Origin of the sequence: Aeromonas sp. 2MA4 (genome assembly GCF_029237305.1) — a bacterium.
GTDB lineage: Bacteria > Pseudomonadota > Gammaproteobacteria > Enterobacterales > Aeromonadaceae > Aeromonas > Aeromonas salmonicida.
The window spans coordinates 122,235-134,700 of record NZ_JAACFY010000003.1 but is presented as its reverse complement, the minus strand read 5'-3'; the positions used below and the strand labels follow the sequence as shown (position 1 = coordinate 134,700).

Below are 12,466 nucleotides of genomic sequence, written 5' to 3'. Positions count from 1 at the left end.
ACGACTATGAAAATCATTAACATCATCAAGGGTGTCGGCACCCAGTTACGTAGCCTGGGCATGGTGTTCTCCCATGCCTGGCGTCCCCGCGAGACCCTGAGCTATCCGGAGGAATCCGTCTATAGCCCGCCCCGCTACCGTGGTCGTATCGTACTGACCCGTGATCCGGACGGTGACGAGCGCTGCGTGGCGTGCAACCTGTGCGCCGTGGCCTGCCCGGTCGGTTGCATCTCGCTGCAAAAAGCCGAACGCGACGATGGCCGCTGGTATCCCGAGTTCTTTCGCATCAACTTCTCCCGCTGCATCTTCTGCGGTTTGTGCGAAGAAGCCTGCCCCACTACCGCCATCCAGCTGACGCCGGATTTCGAAATGGGGGAATACCGCCGCCAGGATCTGGTGTATGAGAAAGAAGATCTGCTGATCAGCGGGCCCGGCAAATACCCGGACTACAACTTCTATCGCATGAGCGGGATGGCCATCGACGGCAAGCCGAAAGGGGATGCCGAGCACGAAGCCAAACCCATCGATGTCAAAAGCCTGCTGCCCTGAGGAGTCAATCATGGAACTGGCATTTTATGCCGCGGCCCTGGTCGCCGTTTACAGCACGCTGCGGGTGATCAGCACCAGCAATCCCATGCATGCGCTGCTCAATCTCATCATTTCGATCATCGCCGTGGCCATGATCTTCTTCTGCCTGGGGGCCTCTTTCGCGGGCGCCCTGCAGGTGATCGTCTATGCGGGCGCCATCATGGTGCTGTTCGTGTTCGTGGTGATGATGCTGAACCTGGGGTCGTCCCAGGCCCAGGAGAAGAAGTGGCTCACCCCCATGACCTGGGGTGGCCCCGCCCTGCTCTCTCTCATCCTGCTCGGCTTTCTGGCCTACGGCATCCTGGGCGTGACCGGTGGTCAGCTTGGTCTGAGTGACGTCAGTGCGAAAGAGGTGGGCATAGCCCTGTTCGGCCCCTATGTGCTGGCGGTGGAGCTGGCCTCCATCCTGCTGCTGGCGGGTCTGGTGACCGCCTACCATCTGGGTCGTGAAGACAAGAGCGGCGAGGTGCTTTCTGTCCCCCGCGCCTCATCACGTTCGTCACAAGAAGGAGGACCGCTATGAATGGCATTCCAATGGAACACGGCCTTCTGCTGGCTGCGATCCTGTTCTGCATCGGGTTATGCGGTCTGCTGATCCGCCGTAACTTGCTGTTTATTCTCATGAGTATCGAGATCATGATGAATGCCTCGGCGCTGGCGTTCGTGGTGGCTGGCAGCCGCTGGGCCCAGGCCGATGGCCAGATCATGTACATACTGGTGATTTCTCTGGCGGCAGCGGAGGCCAGTATCGGCCTCGCCCTGTTACTGCTGCTCTATCGTCGTTACCACACCCTCAACGTGGACACTGTGAGCGAGATGCGCGGATGAGCCTCTTATACCTGACGTTTCTATTTCCGCTGCTGGGATGGCTGGTGCTGGCCTTCTCCATCGGCCGTTTCGGCGAGCGCACCTCGGCCCTGATCGGGGTTGGCAGCATAGGGTTGTCGGCCCTCATCACCCTGTGGGTCGGCGTCGATTTCCTCACTGCCATGCCGGTCGGCGGCGTCTATACCCAGACCCTGTGGCAATGGATGGCGGTGGGCAACTTCAGTCCCAGCTTCCGCCTCGCACTGGACGGCCTGTCGCTGACCATGCTGGGGGTAGTGACAGGGGTGGGTTTCTTCATCCACCTGTTCGCCTCCTGGTACATGCGCGGGGAAGAGGGCTATTCCCGCTTCTTCACCTATACCAACCTTTTTATCGCCAGCATGGTGTTTCTGGTGCTGGCCGATGACCTGCTGTTTGTCTACCTCGGTTGGGAAGGGGTGGGGCTGTGCAGCTACCTGTTGATCGGCTTCTACTACCGCAACCCGGCCAACGGGGCTGCCGCCCTCAAGGCGTTCGTGGTGACCCGGGTTGGCGACGTCTTCCTCGCCATCGGCCTCTTCATCCTTTACCGGGAGCTGGGCACCCTCAACATCCACGAGCTGCTGGTGCGTGCCCCCGTCATGTTTGCCGAGGGCTCCCCTGCCCTCTCCCTGGCCTGCCTGATGTTGCTGGGCGGTGCGGTCGGCAAATCTGCCCAGCTGCCGCTGCAAACCTGGCTGGCGGATGCCATGGCAGGCCCGACCCCGGTCTCGGCCCTCATCCACGCCGCCACCATGGTGACCGCCGGTGTCTACCTGATTGCCCGCACCCACGGCCTCTTCCTGCTGACCCCCGAGATCCTGCATCTGGTGGCGCTGGTCGGTGCCATTACCCTGGTGCTGGCCGGTTTCGCAGCCCTGGTGCAGACCGACATCAAGCGGATCCTCGCCTACTCCACCATGAGCCAGATCGGTTACATGTTTCTGGCCCTCGGGGTCGGTGCCTGGGAAGGGGCCATTTTCCATCTGATGACCCACGCCTTCTTCAAGGCGCTCTTGTTCCTCTCCGCCGGTGCCGTCATCGTTGCCTGTCACCATGAGCAGAACATCTTCAAGATGGGGGGCCTGCGCAAAAGCTTGCCACTGGTCTATGCCTGCTTCCTGGTGGGAGGCTCGGCGCTGGCTGCATTGCCGCTGGTGACCGCCGGTTTCTACAGTAAAGACGCCATCCTGTGGCAGGTGCAGGCATCCGGCCAGACCCCCCTGTTGTGGGCGGGTCTGGTGGGCGCCTTCCTGACCTCGCTCTATACCTTCCGCCTCATTTTCATCGCCTTCCACGGCAAGGTGCAGACGCAAGCCCATGCCGGTCACGGTCTGGCCCACCAGCTGCCGCTGCTGGTGTTGCTGGTGCTCTCCACAGGTATTGGGGCCCTGATAGTGCCGCCACTGGCCGGAGTACTGCCAGCCGGGCCGGGAGACAATATCGAAGCGGGTCGCCATACCCTGGAGATCGTCTCAGGCATTGTTGCCATCGCGGGCATTGCCCTGGCGGCCTTCCTGTTCCTCGGCGAACGACGCCTGGCAAACAAGATTGCATCCAGTGCGCCGGGCCGGCTGCTCAGCACCCTCTGGTTCAATGCCTGGGGCTTTGACTGCTTGTATGAACGGCTGTGGGTCAAACCCTATCTGCTGGGGACCCGACTGCTTGGCAAGGACCCGCTGGACTGGATGATGAACCTGCCCGCCTGGCTGGCACAGCGCGGCCACCAGCTGTTGGTCTGGACCGTTTCCGGCAAGTTGCGCTGGTATGCCGCCTCCATGGGGATGGGTGCCACCCTGATCCTGGCTCTGTTGCTGCTTGGCTGATCCCATGCGGCCCCTGAACGCGGACTAGTACCATTACTCGCACATAAACGAGAGCTGATATCGTGACCTTACTCTGGATCTTGTTAATTCCTTTCATCGGCGGTCTGCTCTGTTGGCAGATGGAGCGCCTTGGTGAGCAATTCGTACGCTGGGTTGCCCTGTTGTCGATGAGCGCCTGCCTGTTGCTCTCCTGCGCCATCTGGTGGAGCGGTGACTTCACCCTGATCAACCAGACCGGCGTGCCCGTCTGGGCCGCCGAGCTGCAACTGCCCTGGATCCCCCGCTTTGGCATCTCCTTGCACCTGGCGGTGGATGGCCTCTCCCTGTTGATGGTGATGCTCACCTGCTTTATCGGGGTGCTGGCCATCCTCTGTTCCTGGAAGGAGATAGTGCAGCGCATCGGCTTCTTCCACCTCAACCTGCTCTGGATCCTGGGGGGCGTGCTCGGTGTCTTCATGGCCGTGGACCTGTTCCTGTTCTTCTTCTTCTGGGAGATGATGCTGGTTCCCATGTACTTCCTGATCGCGCTGTGGGGCCATTCGGTCACCGATGGCAAGTCACGGATCAACGCCGCCACCAAGTTCTTCATCTACACCCAGGTCAGCGGCCTCATCATGCTGGTCGCCATCCTGGGTCTGGTGCTGACCCACCATGCCGCCACCGGCGTCTTCACCTTTAACTACGAGGATCTGCTCCACACGCCCATGAGCACGGGTGTCCAGTGGCTGCTGATGCTGGGCTTCTTCATCGCCTTCGCGGTCAAGATGCCGCTGGTGCCACTGCACGGTTGGCTGCCGGATGCCCACAGTCAGGCGCCGACCGCAGGCTCGGTTGACCTGGCAGGCATCTTGCTCAAAACCGCTGCCTACGGCCTGCTGCGTTTTGCCCTGCCCCTGTTTCCGGAGGCCTCTGCCGAATTTGCCCCCTACGCCATGGCGCTGGGTCTCATTGGCATCATCTACGGCGCCCTGGTGGCCTTTGCCCAGACCGACATCAAGCGGCTGGTGGCCTACACCAGCATCTCCCACATGGGCTTTGTGATGATCGCCATCTACTCAGGCAGCGAACTGGCATTGCAAGGTGCCGTGGTGCAGATGATTGCTCACGGACTCTCTGCCGCTGGCCTCTTCATCCTGTGTGGTCAGCTTTACGAGCGGCTGCATACCCGGGATTTGCGCCTGATGGGTGGCCTCTGGGGCCGACTGCGTTACCTGCCCGGCGTCATGCTGTTCTTCTCGGTGGCTTCCCTTGGCATGCCGGGCACCGGCAACTTCGTCGGCGAGTTCCTGATCCTGATCGGCAGTTTCCAGGTCGCCCCCGTCATCACTGTCATCGCCACCTTCGGGCTGGTGCTGGCGTCCGTCTACTCCCTCATCATGCTGCAACGGGCCTGCTTCGGTGCGCCCAAAGAGACCACCATGCTCAAGGGGCTGGATCGCCGCGAACTGGTGATGATGATGACCATAGCCGGCCTGCTGGTACTGCTCGGTGTCTATCCCCAGCCCATTCTCGATACCGCTGGCAGCAGCCTGATGAGCGTGCTGCACTGGTACGCACTGCCATCCGCAGGAGCCTTGCAATGACACCTTCCTCTCAACGGCCCACCCTGTTGCCTTTCTTGCACACGACAGGAGCACTGCAATGACCTTCACCGCTTCTCAACTGCTGGCGCTCTTGCCCCTGCTGCTGACCACGGGGACCATGGTGGCCCTGATGCTGGCCATCGCCTGGCGGCGCTGTGACGACACCGCCTTCATCGTCACCATCACGGGCCTGAACCTGACGCTCTTCTCACTGCCCATCGTCATGGCACAGGGTGACCAAGGGATCACTCCCCTGCTGCAGATCGATGGCTACGCCATCTTTTACATGGGACTGGTACTGGTCGGCGCGCTTGCAACCTGTACCTTCGGTCGCTCCTGGCTCAAGGGTTATCCGGACAACCGGGAAGAGTTCTACCTGCTGCTGGTGATCGCTACCATAGGCGGGCTTGTGCTGGCCGGCTCCCGTCATCTGGCGTCGCTGTTCATCGGGATCGAGATGCTGACCCTGCCCATGTTCGGTCTGGTGGGTTACGCCTACCGCGAGCGCCATTCGCTGGAAGCCAGCATCAAGTACATGGTGCTCTCCGCCGCCGCCACCGCCTTTCTGCTGTTCGGCATGGCCTTGCTCTATGCCCAGGCAGGCAGCCTGAGCTTCAGTGATCTGGGGCTGACCCTGGCACAGAGCCCGGCCCATCATCCACTGCTGATGGGCGGTCTCGGGTTGATGCTGGTCGGCTTTGGTTTCAAGCTGTCGCTCGCTCCCTTCCACCTCTGGACACCCGACGTCTATGAAGGCGCACCGGCGCCGGTGGCCACTTTCCTCGCCACCGTCAGCAAGATAGCCGTGTTCTGCGTGCTGCTGCGATTCTATCTGGCGGTACCGGCGGCGGCGGATCCCATGATCCACTGGTTGCTGGCGGCCATGGCAGTTATCTCCATCGTCATCGGCAACCTGCTGGCGCTGCTGCAAACCAACATCAAGCGGATGATGGGGTACTCCTCCATCGCCCATTTTGGTTATCTGCTGGCAGTGGTGGTGGCGAGCCGCCTCGGCCAGATACCGGTGGAAGCCGCCGGTGTCTACCTGTTGATGTACCTGTTCACCAGCCTGGGTGCCTTCGGCGTCATCAGCATGATGTCCAGCCCGTATCGCGGCAAGGATGCGGACTCCCTGCACAGCTATCGCGGCCTGTTCTGGCACCGTCCTTACCTGACCGCAGTGCTGACAGTGATGATGCTCTCCCTGGCCGGTATTCCCATGACATTGGGCTTTATCGGCAAGTTCTATCTTATTGGCGTAACGGTCGAAGCCCGGCTGTGGTGGCTCTCTGGCGCCATAGTGCTCGGCAGCGCCCTGGGGCTCTACTACTACCTGAGGGTCATGGTCACCCTCTATATGCGCGAACCCGGCATGCAGATGCGTGACGCCAGGGGCGACTGGGCCCTCTCCTCGGGCGGGCTGGTGGTACTGCTCTCCGCCATCATGGTGGTGGCCATGGGCATCTATCCCCAACCGGTCATCAGCCTGGTGCAGGGCTTGCAGAACGTGGTCTTGCGCTAACCCGCCCTGATAGCCAATGCCCCTTGTGTCAGGCACCATTGGCCATCTTCCAGATATGAAAAAAATCCGAAACCAGCTTGGCTGGTTTCGGATTAATGTGATTGTCAGCAGATGAAGCCAACAGATTCAGAATAGAATTTTAGTCGACACATGCTATTCATGTGTTTATTAAGATCCTTTATATTCATGACAAGAATCTATTTTTTCAACGTAAAGTTATAGTTCCCCTCGCCATTATAAGAATAAACTTTAAACCGATAATAACCACTGCTTGCAACATAGTTAATCGCTTCATTCGAGGTGACGCTGGTGGATGTTGCCACAGATATCCAGGTACTGTTCTGCCATTTTTCCAGTGACAAATCGAAGTCAGCATTGCCGGGACCGGTCAACACACCATACAGGGTTCCACCATCATATTGAAACCAGCTGCCATTCGGAATGATATGACTAACGCCTTTCCCACTCAGATAACCTGAGTAATTTTCTTGATTTGAATTACCATCACCACCGATGTCGAATGTCATTCGACTTGAGACAGCGCTAATATTCGTCAGTTCCAACCCTGAATCAGCACCACTCCACCAGCGTGAGTTGGTTCCTCGACTGGACAGCGCATTGGGTTGAGTATCACCAAACGTGTCTTTCCCAGAAGCATGATACATATCATAAGCATCACCAAGATTAATATTTTTCTCTGGGTCACGATTCCCGTCCGCATGTTCCATCTGAACATATGGATACCACTCATTATTATTGGAGCCATCAGGATCAACATGCCATACAATCAGACCTTGCCCTGGCATATACTGATTTTGCCCGGTCTGAGTTCTTGTCTCTATATAAAAAGCTTCACCGGCTTTATTCGGGTTGGACCAGCGGTATAGTGTGTTGCTGTTAGCCTGGTGACTCAATAGACCTGAAGGTGCATTGCTATTAACCGCAGGATTGAGCTCAGTGATCGTTTCCCAGCCACTCAGTGAGCGAAAGTAGCCATTGGGTGGAACTGGTTTTTTATGTCTGTTACCGGTTACACCGCCATATCCCATAATGCAGTGCGAGCCAGCGGATCCTCCTGAACTGCCATCGTAATCGTAAAGATCAGGCCAGCCGAACAACAGGTGTCCTGACTCGTGGATGAAGGTCCCGATAGATAAACTGCTATCCATGTTGGAGATCTGGTATTTGGATGCACAGACCCCATCGGCACACCAGCGGTTCAAGCCACCTTGATGAGGCCATAGGCCCTGAGCCCAGCCACCACCAGTACTGCCAGAATAGAACACATTCAAACCACGAATATCGCCGTTACTATCTTTCGAGATGGTCGAAAAGTCGAAACCTTCGGTGTATTCAAGCCAATCCAGCGCTTCGACGATCAACTCTCTTGCTCTGGCACCATAGGTTATCGTGGGGTCTGTGTAGTAGGACTTATATTTCTTGGCCGTATAATATCCAACCACAGTATTGGTATAGTCCAATTTATTACCAGACACGGCACGAAAATAGTCCCTGATTGATTGTGCATTTCCATGGCCTGTGTAACCGATTTGGTTGGTGTAGTTGATGACCTCACTGGATGGAATGGAGCCGGATTCATCAGGAAATTGAATCAATATGGTCAACCCTCGAACATTACCTGTTACATTGGCATATTGATTGGCAAAACCACTGATTTTGGGTGATTGGGCTTGATATTGTAAAACTTGTAATTGCTTGGCGTTACGTTGCACGATAGAACGCTTGGCATGTTGAGGAATATCAGTGTCCTTCTGTATGGACCTGGTGCTAATACCATTCGATTCGGTAACCAGAATTCCGGTCGACTCAAACATCTCTTCATTTTCTGAAAGCTTGGCATAAGCGTAACCTTTCAGGGTATTGTCATAGATAACCGGATAGCCATCTTTAGTTCGTTGATCTGCGTAAAGAGTTGAACCATTGAGGATCAACTCAAGTGTCGAACCATCCGGCTGCGTAACCGTATGGTGATAGTTGACGTAAGGTACTGCGGCTTCCGTTTGAACAGCGAACATGACTGACCCTATGATGGTTAAAATATTTAACCATACTGCTCTTCCATTTTTCATTTTATCTTCCTTGTGAGACCCGTGCAGAATAAGTCTTATATCCAGTTCACCAAGGGATCAAATTTTATTTTCAAACTGGGATGTGTGTAACCATTCACCGACGTGAATTCAAACAGAACCATGTCATTTTTTGTGGTTATATCCCAGATCAGAGAAGCGCCCCGCTATTCCCATGACATTGCACTTATTCGGGACTTTGCCACGCTCCCAGCCGGTGGCAGTGCCGTTCAGCACATGCCCTATGTCTGTACCTGAACACAATGCTGGATAAACAGCAGGCCAGCTCGCTGGGTCATACCCGCCAGCCAATAAACAAAGAGGGAGGCACAATGCCTCCCTCTTGTTATTCACACCTGTCACAAAACGGGCCAAGGATTGGATCCCCTGAGCACATTGCCCAACAACCCGTTTTGCCTGCAAGGGCTGGCGAGTCAGGTCATGCCGCTTCCGCCAGCTCTTCCTCTTTTTTCTGGTACGCCTGGGGCGTGAGTCCCAGCAGCTCCTGTACGGTCGATGCTACCGTGATGGAAGAGATGGTACCCACCAGGACGCCGGTAAACAACGTGAAGGCGAAGCCGAACAAGGCATCCCCCCCGAACAGCAGCAGGGCTCCCACGGTAAAGAGGGTGGTCCCCGAGGTGATCATGGTGCGGCTGAAGGTCGCCTTGATCGCCACATCCGAGCACTCGTAGATGGAGAGTTTGGTGCGTGAGCTCAAGATGTCCCGCAGCCGGTCCGAGATGACGATGCTGTCGTTGAGCGAGTAACCGATCACCGCCATCAGGCCGGCGATCACGTTGAGGTCAAACTCGATGTGGAACAGCGCCAGCAGCCCTATTGCCACCAGACCATCGTGCAGCACAGAGATCAGGATGCCGATGGCCTGGCGCCACTCGAACCGTACCGCCAGGTAGGCGGAGATGGCCAGTGAGGCCACCAGTACCGCCAGCATCCCCTGCTGGAACAGCTCGGCGCCCACCTGGGGGCCGACTATGGTGGTGCGCAGCAGCTCTACCGGCACATTCAGCTGTTGACCCAGCATGACCGCCAGCTCCTCGGCCGGCCAGGGCAGCTCGTGAGGCGGCAGCTTGATGAGCCACTCTCCCGGAATGCCGGCGCCATTCAGTTCGATGGCCCCTGCCAGCGGCGCGCTCAACAGGGTGTTGAGTTCATGGGCCTCTTTCAATGTCTGGATACGAAACTCCAGCAAGATACCGCCGGTGAAGTCGAGCCCGAGCTCCAGGCCGTTGATGGCCAGCACGGCTATGCTCGCCACTGTCAGCAACACGGAAATCCATAATCCAATGTAACGCCAGCGGGTCAGGCCCATGGCAACGATCATTCTCAGCATTGTTCTACCCTCGGCAACAGGTGACTCATGCTTCCCGCTGGGAAGCGCGTGGCGCAGACGTTGAGTTGGCTCAGCCGTGCGGCGCTATGGCTCGGATTGGATGCACAAATCATGGTCACACCCTCAGCAGCTTGGCGCTGCTCTTGCCCCACAAGGGGTTGATGATGGCGCGAGTACCCCAGATACCGGTCACCATGCTGGAGATGAGGCCCAGGATCAGGGTGATGGAGAAGCCCTGCAGCGGACCAGAGCCGATGGAGTAGAGCACAACGGCACAGATCAGTGTGGTGATGTTGGCATCGAAAATGGTGCGAAACGCCGAGCGATAGCCAAAGTCGATGGCATTGGCAAGGCTGCCCCCTTCACGCAGGCGGTCCTTGATCCGCTCAAAGATCAGCACGTGGGTATCCACCGCCATGCCGACCGTGAGCACCAGACCGGCGATCCCCGGCAGGGTCAGTACGGCTCCCGGCAGCACGGCCAGCATGCCCACCTGCATCAGCAGGTTGGCGATGAGCGCCGTGATGGCAACCCAGCCAAACTTGCGATACCAGGCCATCATGAACAGCATCATGCCCGCCATACCGAACGCCAGCGCGGTGAAGCCAGCCTCGATATTTTGCAGCCCCAGGGTCGGCCCGATTGAGCGCTCCTCCAGGATCTTCAGCGGCGCTGTGAGGGCACCAGCCCGCAGCAGCATGGCCAGTTCCTGGGCTTCGGGTACGCTGGCAAGGCCAGTGATGCGGAACTGGTTGCCAAGGGCAGTCTGTATGGTGGCGACGTTGATCACTTCGCTCTGGGCACGCAGCTTGCCCTGGGCATTGGTCTTGTATTCGGTGAAGACGGTGGCCATGGCGCTGCCCACATGCTGGCGGCTGAACTGGTTCATCTTGCTGCCACCCAGGGTGTCGAGCACTATGCTCACCTGGGGTTGTCCCATCTCCCCCATACCTGCCCGCGCATCGACTATGTGCTCACCGGTCAGTACCGGCTTGCGCGCCATGCCGACCGCCTGACCGTTGCGATCCGCCATGAAGAAGCGGCTCTCCGGCTGGGCCTGATAGAAGGCGAGTGACGCCGTGGCGCCTATCACTTCCTTGGCTTGCTTGGGATTGTGGACCCCTGGCAGCTCGATGCGAATGCCATCTTGGCCCTGACGCTGGACCGAGGCTTCGACGATGCCTAGCTCGTTGATCCGTTTTTTGAGGATCGACAGGTTCTGGGTCACGGCGTTATTGGCCAAGAGGGTGCGCTCGGCCTCGCTCATCACCAGTCGCAGCTCGTTGCCGCTGCGATTGAGGGTCCACTGATCCTGTCGGGTACCGGCAGAATCCTTGATGATGTTGAGCCAGGGAGCCTGATCGGCCACCTCGGGCAGTATGACCCGCACCTCACCCTCGCTCACCCGGGCCACGTTGGCACCCCGCAGGCGCGCTTCACGGAACTGGCTGCGCAGCATGTCCACCAGGTTTCTGGTCTGGTTGTCCACCACGAAGCTGAGATCGACCCCGATCAGCAGCTGGGAGCCGCCACGCAAGTCCAGCCCGAGCTTGATGGGAGCCGCGCCGAGCTGGCTGATCCAGGTCGGGGCATTGGAATAGAACTCCAGGGTCAGGGCGGCGCTGTCATAGCCTTGCTGCTCCAGCAGCTGCTTGGCCCTTTGCTGTTCAGACTGGCTGCTGAACACCAGTTCGACCCGCTCTTTTTGTTGTACCTGTTTGACCGGCGCTATCTGGTTGTCGGCCAGCAGGGTGCGCTGCGCTTCGGTCAGGCTGGTCTGGCCGTGCAGGCCCAGTGAGGGTTGCTCACCGAAGAAGGTAGGCAGGGAGTAAAACGCGAAAGTGAACAGCATGAGCAGCAGCAGGGCGTACTGCCACTTGCTCATGCGGTTCAGGGTGATACGACTCTTTTTTCTCATGGCAAAAGCCTCTGTCAGGAGAAGGCGGCGGGCACGCACACCAAAAAGGTGAACGGCACGCAAGAAAATACAAATGAGACAGTGAGCCTGTTCACGCGCGGTGAGCAGGCTTTACGGGAGGCGATGAGGCTGTGCAGTAAGACCGGACCCCATCGGGATCAGGCGAGGTAGCTCTGGGAGAAGCGATATTGCAGGTGTTGGCGTTGCAACCTGTGCCGATGAATGGTGGCAAAGCGGTCGCGGAAACTGTTTTTGGGGGAGTAGAGGACGGCGTAGAACAGCAGGCCGCACAGCAGCAACAGGATCGCCTGCTGCGACCAGCTCATGATCAGCTCGTAAACAACGCGGCCGGGCTGACTATCGCTGCGCAGGGAGTGCTCGAGACGCAACAGGTGATTCTGGTGGGATCCGACAAACTTGACGATGCCGTCATCGCTGTCACTGGCACTGTGGAGCGCCCGCGAGCTGTCTGACGGCTCGCCTGTGCCGGCATCATTCATCACTTGAGCGTGCTGGCTGGCAGACGGATGAGCGGATACCTCGAGCCCCTCCACCGAGACGGTAGAGAGCAACAGAGTGAGCGAGATGAGCAGTGTCATCAGCGCCAGTTTCACTTTGTCCAGCAGGCTCAAAAAGTTAATTCCCAAATTATAGAAAGGGCAAACTACCACAGAGGCCCGCCAAGGACAAGGCGGCAAGGCGCATCACCTCGCCGCGCTGACCTTGCAATGCCCCCCTGCGC

Annotated in this window: 10 protein-coding genes; 6 read left to right on the top strand and 4 right to left on the bottom strand. The window is 58.0% G+C overall.

The window, feature by feature from the left end:
• Window positions 1-6 precede the first annotated feature (6 nt).
• From nuoI to nuoN, 6 genes are all read left to right on the top strand, one after another.
• Window positions 7-549 (top strand): NADH-quinone oxidoreductase subunit NuoI, encoded by a 543-nt coding sequence (gene nuoI, locus GWQ31_RS04665; RefSeq protein ID WP_021140920.1) that lies wholly within the window; start codon window positions 7-9, stop codon window positions 547-549.
• 10 nt (window positions 550-559) lie between these two features.
• Window positions 560-1,111 (top strand): NADH-quinone oxidoreductase subunit J, encoded by a 552-nt coding sequence (gene nuoJ / locus GWQ31_RS04660; RefSeq protein ID WP_058395411.1) that lies wholly within the window; start codon window positions 560-562, stop codon window positions 1,109-1,111.
• Window positions 1,108-1,416 (top strand): NADH-quinone oxidoreductase subunit NuoK, encoded by a 309-nt coding sequence (gene nuoK, locus GWQ31_RS04655; protein WP_005314891.1) that lies wholly within the window; start codon window positions 1,108-1,110, stop codon window positions 1,414-1,416. The genes nuoJ and nuoK overlap by 4 nt, the downstream gene beginning before the upstream one ends.
• Window positions 1,413-3,260, top strand: coding sequence for an NADH-quinone oxidoreductase subunit L (gene nuoL, locus GWQ31_RS04650; RefSeq protein WP_275908762.1), 1,848 nt, complete (start codon window positions 1,413-1,415; stop codon window positions 3,258-3,260). The genes nuoK and nuoL overlap by 4 nt, the downstream gene beginning before the upstream one ends.
• Before the next feature lie 62 nt (window positions 3,261-3,322).
• Window positions 3,323-4,843 (top strand): NADH-quinone oxidoreductase subunit M, encoded by a 1,521-nt coding sequence (nuoM, locus tag GWQ31_RS04645; protein ID WP_021140917.1) that lies wholly within the window; start codon window positions 3,323-3,325, stop codon window positions 4,841-4,843.
• A gap of 58 nt (window positions 4,844-4,901) precedes the next feature.
• The gene (gene nuoN, locus GWQ31_RS04640) at window positions 4,902-6,365 is read left to right on the top strand and encodes an NADH-quinone oxidoreductase subunit NuoN (protein ID WP_111588703.1); all 1,464 of its coding nucleotides are present in this window, start codon (window positions 4,902-4,904) and stop codon (window positions 6,363-6,365) included.
• Between the two features lie 197 nt (window positions 6,366-6,562).
• Here the strand turns inward: nuoN and GWQ31_RS04635 are convergent, their stop codons facing one another.
• The 4 genes from GWQ31_RS04635 to GWQ31_RS04620 all read right to left on the bottom strand — a co-directional run bounded on the left by GWQ31_RS04635 (window position 6,563) and on the right by GWQ31_RS04620 (window position 12,356).
• Window positions 6,563-8,455, bottom strand: a complete 1,893-nt coding sequence (locus tag GWQ31_RS04635; protein WP_275908761.1) for a M6 family metalloprotease domain-containing protein — start codon at window positions 8,453-8,455, stop codon at window positions 6,563-6,565.
• Between the two features lie 436 nt (window positions 8,456-8,891).
• Window positions 8,892-9,806: a protein translocase subunit SecF gene (gene secF / locus GWQ31_RS04630; protein ID WP_275908760.1), complete on the bottom strand. Its 915-nt coding sequence runs from the start codon at window positions 9,804-9,806 to the stop codon at window positions 8,892-8,894.
• A gap of 115 nt (window positions 9,807-9,921) precedes the next feature.
• Window positions 9,922-11,724, bottom strand: a complete 1,803-nt coding sequence (gene secD / locus GWQ31_RS04625) for a protein translocase subunit SecD (protein WP_046400730.1) — start codon at window positions 11,722-11,724, stop codon at window positions 9,922-9,924.
• 158 nt (window positions 11,725-11,882) lie between these two features.
• The gene (locus tag GWQ31_RS04620; RefSeq protein ID WP_275908759.1) at window positions 11,883-12,356 is read right to left on the bottom strand and encodes a hypothetical protein; all 474 of its coding nucleotides are present in this window, start codon (window positions 12,354-12,356) and stop codon (window positions 11,883-11,885) included.
• Window positions 12,357-12,466: the final 110 nt, after the last annotated feature.